15 protein-coding genes are annotated in these 21,981 nt (G+C 47.8%); all 15 read right to left on the reverse strand.

The window, feature by feature from the left end:
- Positions 1-14: 14 nt before the first annotated feature.
- The 15 genes from BFJ94_RS06460 to ltrA all read right to left on the reverse strand — a co-directional run bounded on the left by BFJ94_RS06460 (position 15) and on the right by ltrA (position 21,435).
- Positions 15-4,553 carry a non-ribosomal peptide synthetase gene (locus BFJ94_RS06460; protein WP_120461923.1) on the reverse strand — a complete coding sequence of 1,513 codons (4,539 nt, stop codon included), beginning with the start codon at positions 4,551-4,553 and terminating at the stop codon, positions 15-17.
- 903 nt (positions 4,554-5,456) lie between these two features.
- The gene (locus BFJ94_RS06465; protein WP_120461924.1) at positions 5,457-5,696 is read right to left on the reverse strand and encodes a hypothetical protein; all 240 of its coding nucleotides are present in this window, start codon (positions 5,694-5,696) and stop codon (positions 5,457-5,459) included.
- 61 nt (positions 5,697-5,757) lie between these two features.
- The gene (locus BFJ94_RS06470) at positions 5,758-6,351 is read right to left on the reverse strand and encodes a histidine phosphatase family protein (RefSeq protein WP_120461925.1); all 594 of its coding nucleotides are present in this window, start codon (positions 6,349-6,351) and stop codon (positions 5,758-5,760) included.
- Between the two features lie 198 nt (positions 6,352-6,549).
- Positions 6,550-7,593: a hypothetical protein gene (locus BFJ94_RS06475; RefSeq protein ID WP_120461926.1), complete on the reverse strand. Its 1,044-nt coding sequence runs from the start codon at positions 7,591-7,593 to the stop codon at positions 6,550-6,552.
- A 45-nt stretch (positions 7,594-7,638) separates the two neighbouring features.
- Positions 7,639-8,442, reverse strand: a complete 804-nt coding sequence (locus BFJ94_RS06480; protein WP_120461927.1) for an ABC transporter permease — start codon at positions 8,440-8,442, stop codon at positions 7,639-7,641.
- Between the two features lie 12 nt (positions 8,443-8,454).
- Positions 8,455-9,264 carry an ABC transporter permease gene (locus BFJ94_RS06485; protein WP_120461928.1) on the reverse strand — a complete coding sequence of 270 codons (810 nt, stop codon included), beginning with the start codon at positions 9,262-9,264 and terminating at the stop codon, positions 8,455-8,457.
- Entirely contained in the window at positions 9,261-10,244 is a 984-nt protein-coding gene (locus BFJ94_RS06490) for an ABC transporter ATP-binding protein (protein ID WP_120461929.1), read from the reverse strand. Before BFJ94_RS06490 ends, BFJ94_RS06485 begins: the two co-directional genes overlap by 4 nt.
- 59 nt (positions 10,245-10,303) lie before the next feature.
- Positions 10,304-11,479 (reverse strand): radical SAM protein, encoded by a 1,176-nt coding sequence (locus BFJ94_RS06495; RefSeq protein WP_120461930.1) that lies wholly within the window; start codon positions 11,477-11,479, stop codon positions 10,304-10,306.
- Positions 11,443-12,558: a hypothetical protein gene (locus BFJ94_RS06500; protein ID WP_229717034.1), complete on the reverse strand. Its 1,116-nt coding sequence runs from the start codon at positions 12,556-12,558 to the stop codon at positions 11,443-11,445. Before BFJ94_RS06500 ends, BFJ94_RS06495 begins: the two co-directional genes overlap by 37 nt.
- 22 nt (positions 12,559-12,580) lie before the next feature.
- Positions 12,581-13,978: an ATP-grasp domain-containing protein gene (locus BFJ94_RS06505; RefSeq protein WP_120461931.1), complete on the reverse strand. Its 1,398-nt coding sequence runs from the start codon at positions 13,976-13,978 to the stop codon at positions 12,581-12,583.
- Positions 13,965-14,240: an acyl carrier protein gene (locus BFJ94_RS06510; protein WP_120465118.1), complete on the reverse strand. Its 276-nt coding sequence runs from the start codon at positions 14,238-14,240 to the stop codon at positions 13,965-13,967. Before BFJ94_RS06510 ends, BFJ94_RS06505 begins: the two co-directional genes overlap by 14 nt.
- Positions 14,241-14,545: 305 nt before the next feature.
- On the reverse strand, positions 14,546-17,698 hold the full coding sequence (locus BFJ94_RS06515) for a hybrid sensor histidine kinase/response regulator (RefSeq protein WP_120461932.1): 3,153 nt from the start codon (positions 17,696-17,698) through the stop codon (positions 14,546-14,548).
- A gap of 45 nt (positions 17,699-17,743) precedes the next feature.
- Positions 17,744-18,520, reverse strand: coding sequence for an SDR family oxidoreductase (locus BFJ94_RS06520; RefSeq protein WP_120461933.1), 777 nt, complete (start codon positions 18,518-18,520; stop codon positions 17,744-17,746).
- A gap of 309 nt (positions 18,521-18,829) precedes the next feature.
- Complete coding sequence (locus tag BFJ94_RS06525; protein ID WP_229717035.1) at positions 18,830-19,810, reverse strand: alpha/beta fold hydrolase; 981 nt, start codon at positions 19,808-19,810, stop codon at positions 18,830-18,832.
- Between the two features lie 293 nt (positions 19,811-20,103).
- Entirely contained in the window at positions 20,104-21,435 is a 1,332-nt protein-coding gene (gene ltrA, locus BFJ94_RS06530) for a group II intron reverse transcriptase/maturase (RefSeq protein ID WP_120461934.1), read from the reverse strand.
- Between the last annotated feature and the right edge of the window lie 546 nt (positions 21,436-21,981).

Raw genomic sequence — 21,981 nt, forward strand, 5'->3', positions numbered from 1 at the left:
AAATCAGGAAAGTTCTAGAAGAACAAACTATCGAGCTCCTCCTGCGACAGATTGGCTGTCTCAAAGTCCGAAGGCGTATATTCCCGTACTTGACTGCCCGCGCAATGATTCAAGATACATGTCAGGGCTTCTCTGTAGGCAGCCATCAATTTAGCCATCGTCTCGTCAGCGAGACGGTTACGGCTGTAGGTCATGCTGAGCCGCAGCGATCGGTTGACGATCATCGCTTGTACGTCGATCAAGCAGGTCAGCTCATTCTGGCTGCTCGTATCTCGGCCGCTGCTCTCCTCGGCTAATCCGAACCAAGGGTTATTCCAAACTGTGTCGAAATCGCCCAAGTAATTGAAGCGAATTAACCGGCCAGGATCATAATCGGCGGATAATTTCCCCTGCGAATGCAGGATGCCGAATCCGATGCCTTGCGCGGGGACTGAGCGGAGCTGTTCTTTTACCTCTTTGATTAGGGAAGCCAGCGCGGTGGCATCCGCTCCGTGGACAGATCGTGTAAATTTGACAGGGTACATACATGTAAACCAGCCTATCGTACGGGAAAGGTCGATCCCCTCAAGCGGCTCGCGTCCATGAGATTCCAGCTCGATCCCCGTCTCCTCCAACTGGTAGATATCACATACCGCATGAACTAGGGCTGCCATGAGCAAATCTAATGGCTTCGTACCATAAGCCTGATGAGACTCGTAGAGCAGACGGCTTGTCTCCTCTACTGTCAACCTATGCTCCACCGTATGGGAGCTACTGACCCAGGCTTCACCCTCGCTATGATCGATGGGAATCGGACGTATGGCAGCCACGGTATCCTGCCAATACTGCTCTTCCTGCCCGGTCATGGAATATCTCGACAATACGTCAGACCATATCTGCAGCGAGGCTGTCTTGAAAGGCAGCACATACTCCTCCCCACGTGCATGACTGCTCAGCGATTCCGCCAGATCCTCCAGGAGGATACGCCATGATACACCGTCCATGACGAGATGATGGGCCGTAATTAGAAGTCTCTTGCCATGACGTCCGAGATCCATTAGACAGCAGCCGATCAAGAGCGTGTCGCGAAGGTGGAACTGGGACTTGAAGGATTCGCTGATTTCAGTGATGCGCAGCTGTTGGGCGGGATCATCGAGCTCCTCGAGTGAAATCTCCTGGAACAGGATCATCCGGTCGGCAAGGTTGTAATACATAAGCTCCCGGGTATCCAGATTGACTTGCAACCGTAATCCATCATGATGCCAGACCAGACGCAGCAGAACCGTTCTAATGAGGTCGGCGGCAACATCCCTCTTCAGCTCCAGCAACACAGATTGCTGATAATAATCCGGCTGCGCAAACTGCTGATCCAAAAACCAGGCCATTATCGGCCAAGCTGCAACCTCCCCTTCACAACGTTCCTGCGGATAGATATATTTAGCTGCCAAAGGCTCCAGCCTTAACGCCATCTGTTCAATAACCGGATGCTCCAATATGTCTCTAACCTTAAGTGAGTAGCCCAAGCGATTCATTCTTGAAGAGACCTGAATCGCTTTAATCGAATCTCCGCCCAGATCATAGAAATGATCGTAAATACCTACATATTCAAGCTGCAGGACCCCGCTAATAACCTCAATCAAGTCCGTTTCTTCACGACTTCGTGCTGACGCATACTCGTTTTCCTGTGCTAAAGTGAAATCCGGCTCTGGGAGAAGCCCCCGATTCACTTTGCCGTTAATCGTAAGCGGAATTTCCTTCAATTCGACGAACGCTGCAGGCATCATATATGCCGGAAGGGTCCGTGATAAATGCTGCTTAAGCTCGCTTATTTCAATGGGAGATTGCTTGACCACATATGCGCATAAATATTTTCCAAGTCTCTCATTCTCTCGATCTATGACGACTGCGTCAGAGATTGCTTCATGCTGAAGAATCGCCTGCTCGATCTCTCCCATCTCGATGCGATAGCCTCGTATCTTCACTTGATGGTCTATCCGGCCGATATATTCCAGCTTGCCATCCGCCAGCCGTCTCACCAGATCCCCTGTACGATACATGCGAGTGCCAGGCACGAACGGATTCTGGAGGAACCTCTCCTTAGTCAGCTCTGCACGATGCAGATACCCTCTGGCGACTCCATCACCTGCGATATAAAGCTCCCCAATCGCTCCCGATCTTATGGGATTCTGATCCGGATCGAGAATATAGAGCATGACATTATCCGCTGGAACACCGATCGGTACAGAGACACGCTTGTCCTCGTGCGGATGGAATGGATGAATCATACAGCCCACGACCGTCTCGGTCGGGCCATATTCATTGTAGATTTCGATTGCGCCACCAAAGGATGCGGTAATCTCCTCGGCCAGACTCGTCTTCAGATCCTCGCCGCCAACGATAAAGCGTTCTACGGATGATCCTGTATTGTCCCGTTCTTTTAATAGAGCAAGATGCGCCGGAGTCAGCTTAATGATCGTTGAAGCATTGTCACGCATAATGCGGTACAGAATAAATTCATCCCCATGGTCCCGATAGACGATAATGCGTCCGCCGCTGATGAGCGGTGTAAATATAGAAGTAACGGTCAGATCAAAAGCGAGGGAGGAGTACAAGGGAAAAGTCGGCACGGAATCGCGGACGTATACCTTTTTGGCCCACCAGATATAATTCATCAGTCCTCTATGTTCAATCATCGCTCCCTTGGGTCGGCCAGTGGAGCCAGAGGTATATATGATATAAGCCAGATCCTCAGGTTCATGAACCTGACTCATGTTGGACGGATCAAGTCCATCCCAGGCAATTTCTGAATAAGCTATGATCTCACCGGAATAATCCGCCAGCCGCGCATCCGCTAAATTAGTGATGACGAGCCCGGCGCCCGAGTCCGCCAGCATATAGTGAATTCGCTCTTGAGGATAAGCCGGATCGATGGGCAGATAAGCGCCCCCTGCCTTCATCACACCGAGGATCGCGACGACCGCCTCGATCGAATGCTGCATCCAGAGTCCAACGATCGATTCACGGGTAATACCTCGATAGATCAAAAAATGGGCTAAGCGATTCGCCTGCTCGTTTAATTGTCGATAGGTCCATTTTTCCTGCTCATACATTAAGGACGTAGCTTCCGGGTTCCGTCTGGCCAGCTGCTCGAATAACTGCAGCACGGTTTGTTCCTGCGGGTAAGACATTTGTGTCTGGTTATATTCGTACAACTCGCGGTGCTTCTCCGCTATAGTTAATAGGGTTAAATTTCTGATTGCTGCCTGGGGGTTATCCAGCATCTGCTCGATGATAAGCAGCATCCTTCGCGACAGATCCTCGATCTCTTCTTCTTGATAGGCATCCAGGCGATAATCATAGTCCAGTGTCAAGGCACCATCAGCAGCCCAATGCTTGATAACGATCTGCAGCTCGTACAACTGATGGCCATTGTAGAATTCCACATTCTCAATCGGAGCCCCATTCAAGCTGGTCTGGAGCTTCGTATTGTAATAATTGATGCTGGTATGAAATAGCTGGTCATAGCCTTTTTTCTTCAGTTCCAGCTCCTGGACAAGCAAGTCATAGGGATAGCGTTGGTGAAAATAGCATTCCATCAGCCCTTTTTGGACGGAACTTAGCGTAGCTTGAATGGTCGCCTCTGGATCAAGCTCAAACCGGAATGGCATCGTGCTGGTGAACATCCCGTACATCGCTTTCTCCTTTTTACCGGAGCGGTTCAATACAGGTGTTCCTACCACCAAATCCCGCTGCTGGGTTGTCTTATACGCATAGATCAAATAGGTAAGTATAAACAGTGTATTTAAGGATACTCCCGTTTCATCGGCCCAAGCTTGGATGCGTTGGGATAGCTCGAGATCAAGCGGCAAGGTATAACGTTTTCCCTCGGTATCGTTGACGGACGCTTGCGCCACACTCTCAGGAATGGTTCTGAATTTGTCATGCCAGAATTGTCTGCTCTTGTTGAATCTTGGGGATGTAAAATAGCGCTGTGCCGCTTGCACATATTCTAGATAGGAAGGTGGATCAGGCTCAGTTGTGGTTGTGCCCTCAATGGTCCCCCCGTTCACTAATTTCGTATAGAATTCCGCGATCTGTGCAGTTATCAGCTGATTCGACCAGCCGTCAGAGATGATATGATGACTCTTCACTAGATAGCCGCAATCCTCGTCCGATAAACGAAATATAGCAAAATAGTATAGCTTGGAGTTCACCAATGGGATGGGCTGTCTTGCTTCGCGATTCACCCATGACCAAAAAGCCTCCTCCGGATCCACTTCCTGCGAAAAATCAAAAAAATCTAGCGACTGCTCTCCATCGTCTTTAACCCTTTGCTGTGCTTCCCCATCAGTGGCTACAAGCTGAATTCGAAGTCCTTCATGGCGGCGAATAAACGCTTGTATCGCTTGCTCCAACAGACTCAAATCAACTGCACCCTTCACCCGGACGGGGCCGCCAATGTTGGCTATAGAGGTACCCGGAAAAATCTGCTCCATGTACCATATGCGCTTCTGTGGATGCGTCAAAGGATAAGTGACATCGCTCAACGTCTGAACCGATGTCGATACGTTCATGTGAAATTCCTCCCATATACCAAGTTAGATAGATCTCGCATCAATTCTATATATATTGAATGAATCAGGATCTCAATATACAGGATACAGCCCTACAGGCCAGGCCTTATGCTATTGTCAATTATCGGATCAACAGAAAACATAGATAGAGAAGATGAGTTATCGAAAAATCGGGAAATGGGTAGTTTTAGAAGCGAATAGGTCGATTTTTGGATAAGATTAAGAAGAAGTTAGTTGCTCTAGATTGGCATGTTATTTGGAAATGTTATTGAGTAGATTCTGAGGTCGGTGAGTCCCTGTTAATGGGATATGTAGGAAAATCAATTCTTGATGGGTTTATTATCCATACTCTACCAAAGATTATAAGAACAAGTCAATATGACCATTGGATTAATTTGTAAATGATAGTTGTCAATATGGGCGGATAAATGTTGATATAGCATGATTGATGTCATAGCAATTAATTATTAGCATTCATTCGACATATACTGAGGAGCATCTGTTACCTAGCATATATTGCATCTAAGCCTAATTTAGCGCCACATTCAAGGCCTCAGCATCGGCCGAATTTCAGATTTGATAGAGATCGTAACCAGTCTGCCCGCCACTAATATGTTCCACAGATTCGTCATAATTACCGCGCCCTTTTTGCTGTGCATTCCACCGTCTAACGAAACTGGATATCGCTATTCGCACCAAAAAGAGCCTCTGCACATTGTAACGAAACTGCGTATCGCTATTTCGCGAAAATACCAGCTAAAACCCTGAATTTAGCGCAAATAACGATATGGTGTTTCGTTAGAATTCATCGGCCCTTGTTTTCATGCAAATAGCGATATGGTGTTTCGTTAGAAACAGTAAGCTGACTCAACACTCGCCCACTGCTGGAATCCCTGCGGTTCATTACTTCGATTTAGCATTCTTCTCGTTTCCACGTTTGAAATTGCCTGTCAATTTAGCCATTACCAGCTGCGTTTCCAAATGATCCTTGCCTTCGATCGACTTCAGAAACGTTTCACTCGCCTTGCCAGTAAGAACGGTAACTTGCTTGCCCTTCCAGTAAATCAAGATCTTATTATCTTTAGTACTTCTATAAGTAAACACTTCCTCACTAAGTCTATTCCGCTTATCAATATTATTCATCGTATCATTCCCATTCGCTTATATTTTGGAAAATCGCCATCGTTATATAATATGCCTGGATTCAAGAACGGCACCTACCAATACTCAAATGTTCGACACAATTATAGAGCTCACAATCCCATTGTTCTTCCGTTTTTTTAATTACTGTTAAGGACGCATTACTGATATGGGTCTCGGTAAAAATATTCGGCAGGAGCCTCTTCAAAGTGAGGCCGATGAGAGCGCCGTGGCTTACGATCAAAATTCGTTTATTTCGGTGATTCAAACTAATCTCTTGGATAAATTCATGGCCTCTCTCCGCTACCTGATCGAAGCTTTCCATTCCTAGATCGGATTTGCGCCATTGAGGTCCCCAACTCGACACCCTCTCTTCTTCCGTAGTCCCTTCTATTAAGCCACAATTCATTTCTCGTAAACGTTCATCTGTAGGATGAAGGCTAATGCCACTATATGATGATATGATATGAGCCGTCTCTTGCGCCCGTATAAGATTACTCGATATTATTGCATCCCAGCCTTCCGTCGACAGTCTTTTAGCTAACGCAGCAGCTTGATCTCTCCCCTCTTGATTTAATGGAATATCAGAAATCCCTTGAGCCTTCCCCTGATTGTTCCAGTCGGTCACACCATGTCTTACTAATCCGAGAGTTATCATACTTTACACACTTTCTTTTTATAAACTTTGTTTACTATTTAGCTAATAACTGCTCATATACACCTATTTTCTCTAATATCCCCATTTAAGAATGGCTTCTGCCAAAAGTCAATTCAAAAATAATGCCCCCAATAGAAACTCGACCCACCAGCATATATCACATACCGGCTTGCGAAACTTCCATCGGGGGCTTCTTTTTTAGCCTTCAAGCAGCTTGATCAATTTTTGCAGGAGAACTGGCTCTACCTCCCGGAACTGGTCAAACTGGGCTCTCAGTTGCGGAAACACTTCTCTGTCCGTGCGCATTTCATGGCGAATATACCGATCCCGCAGCTTCAGCATCCTTATGCTCAATTCTCTGCAGCCCTCCACAAGCTCTTCATCGTATGGGATAATCCCCTCAGTGACCAAATATTTGACCCGCTCACTCATCATTCTTTTATGCTCCCAGAGAGCATGAAGATGCCTCACGTCATTGCGCTCAACCAGCCGAGGATCATTGCTCTCCACAGCATCATAGTACATTTGCAGATAATCATATACCTTGATGCCGAAGGCTTCCTTATCGTCAGGATTATAATTGATCCGGTTTAAATGAGTCTCCCCGTTCAGATAATCACGCAATTGATCGATCGCAGCCATCCGGTCGAAGGGATAAGGAGAATGCGGCTCATATTTATAGAAATACGTATGATGATCCGCCGTAAGCTTGTCTCGCAAGAGCTGTCTCATGGAATGGACGGCATCCTCGAACTCCTGGAAGGGAATCTGCAAATTACGATACACACCCGTACGATCGAACATAGAAGCATAGAAGACCCTCTCGCCCCAATCAAAACCATATAGAAAAAGATGATGAGGAAACGGAGCCTTCTGATAGGAAGCGGCTGGAGATAGCTTAGATTCATCCAGGAACACGATACAATAATAGCCACTACGGATCTGCTCTGCGAAAAATTGAGGCCATGCCTCTGATGCCAAGCTCTGCAGAATCGTATAATTGACGGAGCAGGTGAGCAGAAACGGATTATTGAAATTCAGCTCGTTAGGCTTGCCTCGAAAGAAATCGATATAATATTGTCTACCGCGCTCCAGAAATTTTTTATTGCAAAATAGCTGGATGAAATTGCTGTAATACCAGGGTATCGTCTCATCGTGGGCGCTCGTAATCGATAAGGTATAGGCCCAGCGCAGAAAGACTTTAAGTGGCGGGTTCACTATTGGAAGCTGAATGGCGTTCATCTGATTTTCTCCCTTCTGATGAGTGATATGAAAATGCAGAAATGCCTAACTGCTCGCACTGCTGTATCCTCTCACAGCCCGCTGCCATAGCAGCCGTATGGCTACGAAGAGCAGGAGCGAACCGGCCAGCGCCAATCCTGCATAGAGCCAGCTAAGCTGCCCAAGCAGGAACAACGGGCCGAAGTTGGTAATCAGGAACAGCGGGATGACGAAGGTCCCGATCCGCCGAACCCAAGTCGGGTAGATCGCCATCGGAAAATTGTTAGCGTCCCAGACGGAATGGGCAATCTCTGACACCGCACCCGTCTGCACAAACCTGAAGGACAGCAGCGCCGGGATAATCATCAGGCAGTACGTGATCACCATGGAGACGAGCAGCAGCAGGGCAAAGCCTGCGATATGCAAAAAGGTCAGCGGGATTTCCATAGCATGCCAACCGATGCCGATCATGACCAGCCCGACTAGAATATCAGGGATCGGCAGCGCCAGATCAACATAACGCAAGGATGCCATAAACTGAAGGGAAACCGGCTTCGTCAGCATGAGATCGAGTGAGCCGTCCTTGACATACTCCGGGATTTTCATGAAATTTGTAAAAAATAGTCCCACATAAAAGCCGGTCACTACGGTGTGCATCCCTATAAATAGAAGCAGCCCTTCGGGCGGTATGCCGTCTACGTGAAGATCCGTACGGAACACGACTAGCACATACAGCAGCTTGGCGACCAGGTAGACAGATTCGACGAGCAGACTCATCATGAAATTACCGCGAAACTCCATCTGAGCGATCAGGCAATTTTTGATGAATATGCCGTATAGTCGCGCGTATTTTCTCATTGTTCTAAACATACGGACTCTCCGCTACCCCCCGACCGCCGAATATTTCTTCATGGAGACCTGCCATGTCAGACGGGATAGCCCGATGAACAGCAGAATCCAACCCCATTGAATGAGCAGCCCCTGGTACATCGCCGCCACTTCGGTCTTGCCACTGAGGACATTGACCGGAAAATAAATCGTATACGGAAAGGGTGTGAATTGCAGCGCCTTTACAACGGACTCTCCGAAGATCTCCAACGGGAACATGCCGCCGCTCAAAATATTGACGAGCAGACTTGTAATCACGAAGAAATACGAAATTTCATGCAGATAAAAAGCGCTAGCGCAGATGCAATAAGCGATCAGAAAATTAAGCAGCAGTGCCCCCCACAACGTAATCGCGAACAGAATCAGGCGTATAGCTTGGAGCTCAAGTGCGCCTCTTGCTGATGCAAACCAGATAATACCGCCGAGCAGCAGAGCAGTAATCCCGTAATAGATCGCCTTCTGGCCGAAAAAAGAAACTAGCCGATACCCGAAATAGCTGACTGGTTTGATCAGGTACTTGTTAAGGCCACCATTTTTGATATCATCCGCAATTTGCTGCTCGAACTGGGTAGCAATTAACTTAGACACCAATCCGGCCAGGATCGTATACAATATAATTTGACCGTATGAATACGAGAACAGCGCCGCCTGACCGGAATGCCGATAGACCGCCGTCCAGATGAAATACTGGACGAGAATCGGAAACATAGCTCCAAGCAGACCGAGAAAGAAGTGAAGACGATATTCCATCGAATGCTGGACACCCATCGAGAAGATAGCGGAATACAATCTACGCCTGTTCATCCGACGGATTCCTTGTGATAGAGCATGGAGATGCTGTCCTCAATCGGTACATCCTCGATCGTCCAGTCAATCGTCGGAAAAGAATCCAGCACTGCGCGGGATACCTCCTTCAGACGATACTTGGGCAGTTCAAGCACCGCGCTATAATCGTCCGCACGAACGATCCTTCCGAACTTGGCCAAGCGCTGCTCGGTGACGGGCTCGGAGAATTGCAGCTTGATAATTTTCTGCTCGCCAAACCGATCGTTGATTCTGTGAAGCTCCCCGTCATACAGAAGATTTCCTTCGTTAATGATGATCGTCCGTCTGCAGAGATCCTCCACATCCTTCATGTAATGGCTCGTCAGCAGGATCGTCGCGCCGAACTGCTCATTATAGTATTTCAGGAACTCCCGAACCTTCTTCTGTGAGGGGAAATCCAAACCGATCGTCGGTTCATCCAGATATAGCAGACGAGGTCGGTGGATCAGCGCGGCGATCAGTTCCATCTTCATCCGTTCGCCGAGGGACAAGCGGCGTACCTGCACATCCAGAAGATCTTGTACATCGAGCATTTCCGATAGCTCGGCAAGACTCCGACGGTAGAGATGATCGTCCACATCATAAATACATTTATTCAGATAAATCGATTCGCTGGCGGGAAGATCCCACCATAGCTGGTTTTTCTGCCCCATCACCATGGAGAACAGCCGTTTGAACTCATTTTTGCGCTCCCATGGCACATAGCCGAGCACATTAGCCTCCCCGCTGGTGGGATATAGAATGCCTGACAGCATCTTGAGTGTCGTGGTCTTCCCCGCTCCATTAGGACCGAGAAATCCGACGCACTCGCCAGGGCCAATGTCGAAGGAAACGGATTTAACCGCTTCCTTCACCAGTGACTTGCGGACAAAGAGATTTTTCAGTGAATTTCTAAGCCCGGCTTCTTTCCGGTAGTACACGAATGATTTGTGCAGCTCCCGTACATGGATAAAGTCCATTTTGCTCCTCCTGGACGATAGCTTGTTTTGTCTGAATGGGTGATATAAAATTTAAGCGCTTAAACTCCATTGTTATAAAGAAGCACACATTTCGAACAGATCGGCATCAGACCACAGGCCAGAACCTCCCGCTGCTTGCGGAGATCTTCACCATGGAATATATCCGCCACGCTCTCCTCGTACAAATTGCCGACACTGAATTCAGGGAAGAATTTGCACGGATTGACTTTGCCGTCCGGCATCACATCCATCCGATTCGAGATAGAGAAGCACTTCGTGCGATTCATCGCCGGCTTCTCACTGCCGCGGATAAACCCCTCTACCTCTTCGGGCTCCAGCGCCGGTTGATAACGGATGCGTACCTTCCATACTCGGGAATTCACTCTTTTCAATTCCTCGATCAGTGTGTCAAAGTGGTCTGGTGAGATATGAAAAGTGAAGGAGTGCCAGCTGTTCTTATGGTCTTCGGCAAAGTGAGAGGCAAGATGCGGGAAATGAGCGTCGAAGTAGCTATCCATTTTCTCGGCCGTATCGGAAGGGATATACCAAGGGAAGCAGAAGTATACGGAATCTACGCCCATCTCTTCGAAAAATTCCATAAAGCTGTAGAGCTGACCGACCATCTGATCATTCACGGTCAGAGCGATGGATACCTTGCCTTTGTACAGGCCCTCCTTCTGCAAATCCAGCAGCAGCTGTACCGCATGGATCACTTTCTTGAACGTGCCTTTGCCCCGGATCGCATCATTCTCCTGCTCGAAGCCTTCCAGGCTGACCAGCATGACCAGATTCTCCGACATCTTCAGAATGGAGTCCAGCTTCTGTTCAATCAGAATCGCATTCGTACAGATGGTCGTATAGCGATCTTCTCTAGCTAACAGTTCAGCCAATTCATCGAACTTGGAGTAGAATAGCGGTTCCCCGCCCCATAGAAATACGCGCGACTTACGTTCTCTCGTCTCATCCAGCAGCTTCTCCACGACAGAAATCTCGATTTCGTCGTTCTTTACTTCCTTGGCAAAACCGTGATGGAAGCCCTCCGGGTTCCATTCGAAGCAATGCTTGCAGCGCAGATTGCAGCCGTTGTTAAGCTTGATCCCGATCTCATAAGGCACGGGAGCTGCATAAGTCGGATCTTCCCGGCGCTTCCTACCCGTTTCCGCCAGCGGAACCAGGGTTCTTTTCATATTCCGGAATGTCAGAGGGTCGAACGTAACTGCTGTTTTCGGCTGCATAGGTATACCTCCCCATAATGGTTAATTATTGATCGCTGCTCCAGTAATCTTCTATAGATTTCCTCCAGATGAAGCTTCGAGAAGCCCCCGGCCTTCCATTCCGCAAACCCGATACCGAAGCCGCAGGATTGCCAATAGGTCGAGTTGTGAAGTTCATGGTCCCCGAATGGCTCCAGCATGATAAACGGGACACCATATGACAACGAGTCGTTCAGGGTCGCTCCCCCTGGCTTGCTGATGATCGCCGCGCAATTACGCAGCAGCTCTGTATAAACCGAATAGTCATCCAGCCGAAACTCGCGCAGAACGCCACCTTCACGGATATAACGGAGCATCGGCGGAAAGGTATGCCGCCCTTGTGCATCCCGGCTCCACGGGTCCCATGAAGCTTCCGTTCCGAAATAGCGTGTAACCCCGTCATCCTCCTCCACCTCGGCGGGATCGTAGACGATCACATCCAGGCCGAAGCCAAGCTGGCGAAGCTCCGAGATCGTGCGGGCATAAGTCCCGATTCCCCAGCCGCCACCATGGATCAGAATTCGTCCGCCGCGCTGCCCATAAGGCAGTGGGTCCACTGCATCCGAAGCGATGTAACTGGTCGGAGATAGCCTCGAAGGCTCATAGAACCAGAAGTTATCATAGTCAGGATACAACTGCTTATGCACCTTAAATGACGGCGTATCCCATGCATCCAATCGGATCAGCTGAATGTCCAGAGTGCTTCCGGCAATGCTCTTATAGCGCTCCAGAATCGGCAGCCAGAAGCCGGTAAACACTACAAAGCGGGTAGCACCGTCCCGTTTCCAGCTCTCCAGCAGCCATTGGACCGCTCCCTCATCCAGTGAAGTGTCAACGGTCTTAGCCAGCTTATGTCCCATCCGGGCAACGGAGAAATCGGCATGGAACGCCTTTTTGGTGAGACGGATTTTGCGCCGGATTTCTTCGTCATACAGATTTTCCAGAACATGAACTTCTGTTCCGACGCATCTATGCTGCATATAAGTGTGCAGATGCATAGCCGGGATGTATGCGCCGAGGGAATTTCCCGACGCCAGCAAAATAATCGAAGATGAATTCATGCGTCGCCTCCGAGCATTATATTTAGTTGTACACTTTAACAGATAAGTCGGCCAGCACCTGCCGCAGGCTTTCCAGCAGCTCGCTGCGGTGTCCGTCGTCACGGCCCAGCACGGATACGTACAGCCGTCCTTTCGGCATGCCTCGTTTCATCTTCGCATCGTCAGCGATACGGCGTAGCGTCAGCAACTCGTTGATCATGACGGTGTTGGAGGATAGAGGCATGATCCCGTACCCTCCCGGGACAGTCAGGAGAAGACCGGACTCGCGCAGTGCATGCAGCAATTTGGCGAACACGAAGCCCTCCGGAAGGCCGAGAGATAAGAAGGTAAGCCAGCTTGTACGACCGTACGGCTCCCAGCATTGATCGAGATAAGCATTGATCAGGCCCATAGATTTGCGGGCATTGATCTCTACAATCGGGACCACCTCGCCATCCCTCAGGATCATGGAGTCGAAGCAGACGAAGCCATGATAGCCGTCCTCCGCCAACTGCCGGAGTGCTTTTTCTATCACTTCGAAATAGCCCTTTTCCTCCAGTAATCGTATGAATGTGCTGTCTGCCTGAATAGAACCGCTATAATTCTGCTGCTGATTCATCATCCGTTGCACGGAGATAAATTGGTGCGCACCACTCTCCCGGATGAACCAGTGCGAGCTAAGGTCGATCTCTTTGGGCAGCAGAGGCTCCAGCAAGAATTGAGAGCGCCACCCATTCGCCTCCTGCTTAGACAGATGCGCCACGATTCGGCGCTGCATAGCTTCACTGTCGATGAGCAGATTGCCCTTGCCCGACACACCGAAGGGATCTTTGACCAGATATACCCCCTGCTTAAGAAGCGCATTTCCGGCTGTCTCCAGTTCCGCTGCACTATTGATCTCGGTCCCCCAGCACTTGTCGCCGATTTTGGACAGGAGCCGGTTGGAGTATATTTTGGAGTTAACACGCATAACCGTCTTAAGCTCCGGCAGAGCTGTAAAAGGCCCGGCAACATTGAGATAAGCTTCCGTATCCGCCGTGACGGCATAGGGAGACAGAGTTTGGGCGGCGGAGGTGAACACTGCTTCATGCGGCGAGTGAGCTTGATCAGCTGCAAGTCTGAATATGCACTGTTTGAAGATATCCGCTTCGGGTAAAGGCTCCTTCTGCTCATATAAATCAAAATGATAACGGGTACGAAAAGAAAAGCCCAAGCCATGCAGATACTCATGCAGTGAGGGATCAGGTTTACAGCGGCTGTGCAGGGTATCATCCGGCCCGCAGAACGGAAAGAGCAGCTCGTCCATGCACAGGACAATCGACTCACGGTCCTTGTCGGGCATCGCTGGCAGTCGGGCCAGATTCGCATCTCTCCAGCGTGTCTCGGGATCGAAGGTCCCCATGACAGTCTTCGGAATGGCAGCAGCTTTACTGCTTGACATCTTCGTACAATGGCTGCTTCTGCGGTTGGCAGCTCTTCAGAAAAGAGATAAAAGCATCAATCGAGTGGAGGTGTTCATAATCGAATTGGTCATAATCGATGATAATGTTCAGCTGATCTTCAACCTTGAGCATAAACTGAATCATTTGTAGCGAATCGAGGCCAACATCATTGTTCAAATCAGTATTGGGGGACAGGGATTGGCGGAGTTCCGGTTGGTCTTCTTTAATAGCACACAGAATATCTACGATTTTATCGTACATGTACATCGCTACACTCCTTTTGGGGTTCATGTATTAAGGGACAACCGAATCTTTGCACGTACATAACTCTCTTAAATTAAAGCTAGCTTACCACTCCTCCTTTTACTATGATTACATTTATTATCCTTATATTGCTAAAAACTGTCAACGAAAAATTTGAATTATTTGCGCCAGAAAGTGGAGCAGTCGGCCTTATCCGTAACGTATTTATATGTTCACATAAATAGATGAAGCAGCGGGGTGTTCAGAATCATCCGCTTCCACGGCTCTTCTGCTCTGGATTTAACCCCCCCCCCCGCTGCTCTTTACACCTGTGAGGCATGAACACTGCTTCTCCGTATATGAAAAGCCACCTTGGTCCCTTTGCCTGGCGAGCTCTCTATATGAAGTCCTGATCCGAAATGTCTCTTTAATCGTTGATCAGTATTGATCAAGCCGACCCCGGCACTTCGATCCGCCTTCCTTTCCAACATGCGCTGTAATTGCGCTTCGTCCATGCCGATCCCGTCATCTTCAACAGATATCTCGGCATACGCGTCATAGACGGAAATCCTAATGATCATCCGCCCTCCGCGGCTGCGCTTCATAATGCCATGTCGGATTGCATTTTCGACTAACGGCTGGATCGATAGAAACGGAACTTTCAGCGTTGCATATTGATCGTCTAAGTCCCATACGACCTCTAGCCGTTCATCAAAGCGAACTTTCTCAATATATAGATAAGAGCGCACCAGACTCAGCTCCTCATCAATCGCAACCAGGCCGTTCATATTTTGAAAACTAAACTTATTGCGCAGGAAAATACTGAACTCATCCAGTAAATCCCGCATTTTGACTAGATCCACATCACTTAGAGCAGCAATCGCATTTAATGCATTGAATAGAAAATGGGGCTGAATTTGCGCTTGCAGCCATGCCGCCTCTAATCGTAATTGCTCCTGAACGCTCTGCTTGATCGTCGTCAGCGCTTCGATCCGTGACCTGATCTCTAACGGTTCTACCGGTTTAGTTACATAATCATTCGCTCCCGCCAGAAATCCACACTGAATATCCTTCGGCTGGCTTCTTGCAGTCAGGAGCAAAACGGGAAGTTCCGTGAGTGTGAACCGTTCGCGAATCTTTCGCGTCAGCTCAAACCCCGACATTCGCGGCATCATAATATCTGAAATGACCAGATCCCACTCCTTGGCTTCAAGCATCGCCAGCGCCTCTTTACCACTCGTTGCCATCGTTGTGTTGTACTCATCTGAAGGCAGTATGGCTTCAAGCACCTGCAGATTCACTGGATCATCATCCACGATCAATATAAAGGGACGGGCCAACTTCTCTTCATCTGAAACGGTTTGTTTTTGAGCTAGAGTGAACCCTGCCTTTTCCACATCGACGGCGACTTCCTCCTGAATCGGCATATATTTGAGCGCCAGATATTCGAATGAGCTAGAAGCCACCTTCTCCACTGCTTCCGGCCCTGCTAATTCTAACGAAAAGGTGAATTTAGAGCCCTCTCCAAGCACAGAGGATACATCCAACTTACCACCATGAAGCTCGACCAACTGCTTGCTAATACTTAAGCCTAATCCAAAGCCGCCTTCAATCAGGGTCTCGTTCGTACCAGCTTGCTCATAGGGGCGAAACAGACGCTTCAGCATGTCCTCATCCATCCCGATCCCGGTATCCGCAATCGCAATATATGCCCTTCCGTCCTTGGAGTAAGCCTGGATGGAGATGATCCCTTCATTCGTAAACTTCACCGCATTATGCAGTAAATTGAAGATAATCTGAACAACCCGGTTCTCATCGGCAATGACTGGCGGGAAATCCTCAGGAACTTGGTTCACGATTTGGACTTCCTTTACTTCGGCATTAAATTGCAGCATATCCAGCACTCCGGTCACGATCGGTTGAATCCGGATGACTTCCTGCTGTAGACGAGGATTACCTTCCCGCAGACTCATCACATCAATCAAGTCGTTTAATATAAAGGTCAGCCGACGGCCTACAGTAAGAACGGTCTCAAGCTCTCTGATGCTCCTATCCTGCAGCAAATGCCGCTCTCTTTTTAGAACAGACTGCGACATGTTCATAATGCTATGCAGCGGATTCTTAAATTCATGGGAAGTGTTCGCCAGAAATTGATCCTTATGATTATTCATTCTCTGCAGGGTCGCGGCGATCTCCTTCGTGTTCGCATGCATCATGAAGTAATCCTTGAACCAGACAGAAGCGATGCAGCCCATCGAAATAATCAGATCGAACGGATAATGAACGATACTCATACCGCTTTCCCGCAAGTATAATGACCAGAGAGAATGATGAATCAGCGCTAACAGAGAGCATAACAGTAGAAGGTGTTTTTTGATATCCGTAATGACTATTCTAAAGATGGCAATCAATGTAACTACCCCTGCGATACTCCCCAATAGAAAATATACCGGGAATAGCATAATCACCTGATGAGGCGCTAAAAAGAACGTGATCACAGCCGTCCCCAGGAACATCACCGTATACAAAGGATATACTCTTCTCCAATAAGGGAGCTCACGATGGTTCGTGCACTCCAGCAAAGCATAGCAACCAATCATGAAAGCGACATTGGCTAGCCGAAAATCCCAGCCTGAGCCGATATAAAATAACTGATGGAATAGCTTCTCATCACTGCTTAATACGTTACTAAGCGTTACACATAGCGTCAGCAAAGAAAAATATAATAGACGCTTCTGCTTATTTCCCAGCAAGAACAAAATCAGTGCATAGATCGAATGCATAAAATATATAGTGGCAGCCAACATCTGCATAGACACGGAGAGCTTCATATCCTTGGCGATCGCTTCTTCCGAGCCCAATTTGATCGAGCGAATAATGCCGCTGCTGCGACTATCTATATAATTCGCCGCCTGGATCACTAAATCGATTTCACCGTTCTCATCGGCCGTAAAGGTGGTGGAATAAGGCAGGTTCTTCGCCTTATACTCCTCCTTCGTCTCCCCCACCCGACCGGATTTGGCGAGCAATCGTCCGTTTACATATAATTCTGATGCCGTGCGCACACTGGGAATGCGAATACTATAGTTCATATCCTTTTCCGGATTTACATAAATACGCAGACGATAAGAACCGAAGCCATAGGGTGTTGATTTTCCCGCATGCAGAGCTCGATTCCAGCCTCCCGGGACCTGAATAAATCTTGGCTCATGATCGCTAAATTCCCGCTGTCCCCGCCCATCCATCAGCCATTGCGAAGGATAGAACTTCCACTGTCCATCAAGCAAGAACATCTCGCCAGCTTCCGCATCCCAATTGCGCAAATCCAATTGTCCGTTCTCGATTGACACATGCTTTGAATGGGGGGCCAGCTCCATCCATAAAAGTCGAAACCCGGATAAAACAACTAATAGCAACCCTAATAACAAAAAAATACGACTCTTTTTGATGGGGTGATTTGACGAATCCTTTGCCAAGAAATATTCCTCCCCCAGTCATGATTTATAACTACAAATGCTTGGTCACCAAAAGCCTCCGTCTGAATGAATAATTTGTCCTGTGATCCATTCGGATTCTTCACTCGCCAGGAAGGCGATTAGCTTCGCCGCATCTGCAGGTTCCCCGATCCGACCCATCGGAAATTTAGGCAGCAATTGCTCCTTTAAGTCACGGCTCATCCATCCCGTATCCGTAGGCCCAGGATCTACAGCATTCACTGTAATTTGGAGCGGCGCCAGCTCCAGAGCAACCGATTTCGTAAAAGTAGAGACCGCCCCTTTGGTAGCAACATAAGCCAAATTCCCTGGCTCGGGCGATTTATCCTGACCTGACACCATATTAATAATTCGGCCGCCATGCTTGCCTTCAATTTGACGCGCAAATTCCGCCATGAGCAGACAAGTTCCTCTCACATTCACGCCATAATGAGCATCGAGAATATCTGCATCGATCGATCGAAAATCCACGTCCACGGAATAGGTGGCATTATTCACAAGAATGGATGGTGATCCTAATTTCTTATGAACTTGATCAAGCAGCGCACTCGGTGCTTCCGGCTGCGAAAGATCCAACCTCATCAACTCGCATCTGACCCCAAGCCCACGGATCTCCTCCATGAGTTGCTGCGGCCATTCCAGATCCGATTCGATGAAATACTCCATTTGACGATCATACTTCGACCAGTAGGTAAAAAAAATATCTGCGCCTTCTTTGGCTAATTCTCTACAGATAGCGGTACCGATGCCATTTACCCGGCTAGCCCCAGTCACAATCGCGATCTTATTCATTAATCTTTTCATTGATAAGCATCCCCTTGTGGAAACGCTGAACATCTTGCTACTGGAGATGTAATCTCACCAATAAAAAAACGAACACCATAAAATTGGTATTCGCCCGGTGTGTTTATAGCATATGAACCCAGCGATCCTATAATGGTAAAAATTGAAAACGATAAACTGACCCCCATAACATGCGGAATCAATCATCATTCAATTAATGAGCCATTAAAGGATATCTCCCATTACGGTCCATGCTCCTTCCATACATCTCCTATTTGCTATAGTATCATAATTATAAATTGCCGTAAATTACTATACATGTTCCTTTTTTTACTCATCCGTAAGTGCATCTGTAAATTCTTGAACTTGCTGACTCATCTCTTTAGAACGGGTCCAATGAAGATAATGATGTCCTTCTAAGGCAATGATCTTGCTGGCAGAACTCTTGGTTAATTGTGTTTGGTAGAAGGCTGTCTTGGACTTACCATCCTGATTGACTCTGTCTTCTTTCGTAGTAAAGAACAGGACGGGGAGAGCCCGTGGAAATTTCAAAGGAGCTGTTTTGTCTACATTATTTTTTATTTCATTGATTTCGTCTATGACATTCTTGTTATACCCTTTCCAAGCCGAGATGGCTCTGGTCATTGTTAAGTTATCTTCGGAATAAGTACCTTCTTCAGCTATAGGCAGGTAATTCTTTGGATTAATGTATGTAGCTAATCGGGAAACTCCAGTTAGTGAAATATACCCCATATATTGGGGCATTGTAGGAGCAGATTCCCCAAAATACTGCAATGCTTGTGGCAAGGTCGGGTCAATCCCTATAACGGCTTTAACTTCTTCTGGATATTTATTGGCATAGTACATGCTATATATGCCGGATATTGAATGTGGCATTAATATATAGGGCACTTCAATACTTGCCTGATGTAGAGCAGTTCTAAGCTCTTCCACTATATTCTCCACGGTTCGTTCCTTATTCGTTAAGCTACTCCAACCATATCCAAAAAGCTCCACTACGACTACTTTATTATTTATCGCCAGCTCATTTATTAAGGGCTCAAAATCTAATGCAGGGGCGGCTGTGCCAAGACCACTTAATAGGACCATAGTATGCTTTCCGTCCCCTTTTGTATAAATGTGCATATGCCTCCCGTCTACTTTAACCAACTGTCCCAAGGGTGGATATTTTTCTTGTTCGTGCGCTGTCAGGGCGAGATGAAAAACGATCCAAATAAAAACCGTTGCCATAATGAACAAAACCGTGTTTTTTGTTATGATCCAAAACCTGGACTTCTTCTTGGTACTCACATATTTTCACTCCCGTATGATCATGATTTCGTCCTTTCTAGTTCTCTATTCCAAGCTATCATGACGGGGTTAAAATAGACCCATATTCCGTTTAAGTTTCATTTAAACTCATTGCTCTGCTCCACCAATACAGGCCACGCCCCCTGAAATGGACATAGCAAAGGCCCAGATGGAATCTGGGCCTTCTATTTCACACCTAGGTCCGTGCTCTGTAGAGTAAAGGGCTGGGTTTACCAGCCCCTCCTCATCAAACCGTACGTGCGGTTTTCCCGCATACGGCTTTCCGACATTCTTCACCTTGGGCAGTACGTACTTTTCCTTTTCCACGTCGTAACCGAGTTCAAACCCTCTCGTTGGAGTAACTCAAAGATCCCCTGGCTCGGTCTGCGTCTATGGTGTTTCTTCCTCCAGAAGATTAGCAATCTTCTTCGAATATACCAATCGATCTTACTCAGAAAACGGTTTGCTATCCCTTTATCCGCTTGGGTGTAGTAGTTCCTCCATCCTCGGATTTTTGGATTGAGTTCCCCGATCAAGTCATTTATTTTCTTGTGGAGTAGATGTCGTGAGCCCGTTATCTCTTTCACCGTCGCTCGCATTTTCTTCATCGCCTTCTTGGATGGAAAGCTTCTCAAAATATGAGCTTCCTTTCCCCCTTTGCGAGCCACTTTTAATCTCCGAAAGTGATGTCCCAAGAAATCAAAACCCACATCATCGTCCCATATGTTCACCAGCTTACTCTTCTCTAGGTTCATTTCCAGTTCCAAGCGGGTGAACACCGTTCTTAAGATGCGAATCGCCTCCATCGCTTCCGTTTTTCGGTAGCATAAAACGACTAAATCGTCAGCATACCGGACCAGCGTACCGATATGGGAGAATTGTTGCTCCCATATCGTATCCAGATAGTTGAGGTAGATATTGGCCAGTAATGGAGATATCACGCCGCCCTGCGGACTTCCCAGCTCTGATTCATAAAACTGATCATCTTTTATGATTCCTGCCTTTAACCATCCGCGGATTAGTTTCAATACTCTACGATCGTTTACTCGCCTCTCTACCAGCATCATCAGTTTCTCATGCGATATATGATCGAAGTATCCTTTGATATCCACATCGACGACCCAGTATATTTTCCCTTCATTGACCGTCGTCATGATTTTCTGGATCGCATCGTGGGCACCTCGTTTCGGGCGGAATCCATAGGAGAAGTCCTTGAAATCTGCCTCGAAGATCCCTTCTAGCACGATTTTTGTGGCCATCTGTACCAGTCGATCTCGCAGGGTTGGAATCCCCAAGGGTCTTGTTCGACCATCCCCTTTAGGGATTTCGACTCTCCGAACGGGAGAGGGGCGGTACGTTCCATTTCTGAGTTGACCACAGGTTTCCTGGATAAAGCGTTTCTCTCCATATTCTTCGGTAATCTGCTGGATCGTTACTCGATCTATCCCCGCGCTACCTTTGTTTGCTTTGATCTGTTTCCACGCGTAGGTCATGATATCTTCCCGGTAGATCTTGTCATAGAGGGCATGAAATCGACGTGTCGGTTTTTCCTTAGCCGCAAGGTATAGAGTTCTTTGTAGTTGTCGAGCTTTTTCTTTGGCGTAGTTAGCCTTTCGGGCATTCACTCGCTCTTACCTCCTCAGTTCCCATGAATGAAGTGGGGTATTGTCTTTTGACGCCCTTCCCTCCGCAAGGTTATGTTGTCCTTTGCCTCATCAGTACTATGGCCCCCTCCGACTCCCTTCCCACGGATTCCCATTTCACCTATTTAGGCTTATAGGTTCACCATTTACGTATTTTTTTCGTGTGGGTGAGGGTCTCCCTAGTTCCAGACATAACTTTCTCCACATGCCGACCCCTATACACCGGAGAGTTCTTCCGCACTGCGATCCAAGTTCTTCATGCGTTCCATGGCCTTCACCCTTTCGCTCGGGGCTCGGCACTCTCTTTTCCTCCCTTTGAGGTAGGTTAACCTTGACGATGCGGTAGGGTTCATTTTCATTACGGCCTGTGGATTTGCTTCACATGTTTTTTTTTACATGCTTTTTACAGGGCTTCAGTCCACGAATTTCGTCGTAGACTGCCTGCTAGCTACGGGGCAGCTTGGTCTTTACCCCGACTGAACTTTCATCAGTTAGTTATGCCTAGCTTGGCTAGGCGCGCAACGAAAC

The organism is Paenibacillus aceti, from assembly GCF_003614185.1.
In the GTDB taxonomy this organism is placed as follows: Bacteria; Bacillota; Bacilli; order Paenibacillales; family Paenibacillaceae; genus Fontibacillus; species Fontibacillus aceti.

Excerpts from the sequence above, each read along its gene's own strand:
- BFJ94_RS06505 (WP_120461931.1), bottom strand. The coding sequence starts at position 13,978 with ATGTCAAGCAGTAAAGCTGCTGCCATTCCGAAGACTGTCATGGGGACC.
- BFJ94_RS06500 (WP_229717034.1), bottom strand. The coding sequence starts at position 12,558 with ATGAATTCATCTTCGATTATTTTGCTGGCGTCGGGAAATTCCCTCGGC.
- BFJ94_RS06470 (WP_120461925.1), bottom strand. The coding sequence starts at position 6,351 with ATGATAACTCTCGGATTAGTAAGACATGGTGTGACCGACTGGAACAAT.
- BFJ94_RS06460 (WP_120461923.1), bottom strand. The coding sequence starts at position 4,553 with ATGAACGTATCGACATCGGTTCAGACGTTGAGCGATGTCACTTATCCT.
- BFJ94_RS06475 (WP_120461926.1), bottom strand. The coding sequence starts at position 7,593 with ATGAACGCCATTCAGCTTCCAATAGTGAACCCGCCACTTAAAGTCTTT.
- BFJ94_RS06510 (WP_120465118.1), bottom strand. The coding sequence starts at position 14,240 with ATGTACGATAAAATCGTAGATATTCTGTGTGCTATTAAAGAAGACCAA.
- BFJ94_RS06480 (WP_120461927.1), bottom strand. The coding sequence starts at position 8,442 with ATGTTTAGAACAATGAGAAAATACGCGCGACTATACGGCATATTCATC.
- BFJ94_RS06490 (WP_120461929.1), bottom strand. The coding sequence starts at position 10,244 with ATGGACTTTATCCATGTACGGGAGCTGCACAAATCATTCGTGTACTAC.
- BFJ94_RS06465 (WP_120461924.1), bottom strand. The coding sequence starts at position 5,696 with ATGAATAATATTGATAAGCGGAATAGACTTAGTGAGGAAGTGTTTACT.
- BFJ94_RS06520 (WP_120461933.1), bottom strand. The coding sequence starts at position 18,520 with ATGAAAAGATTAATGAATAAGATCGCGATTGTGACTGGGGCTAGCCGG.
- BFJ94_RS06495 (WP_120461930.1), bottom strand. The coding sequence starts at position 11,479 with ATGCAGCCGAAAACAGCAGTTACGTTCGACCCTCTGACATTCCGGAAT.
- BFJ94_RS06485 (WP_120461928.1), bottom strand. The coding sequence starts at position 9,264 with ATGAACAGGCGTAGATTGTATTCCGCTATCTTCTCGATGGGTGTCCAG.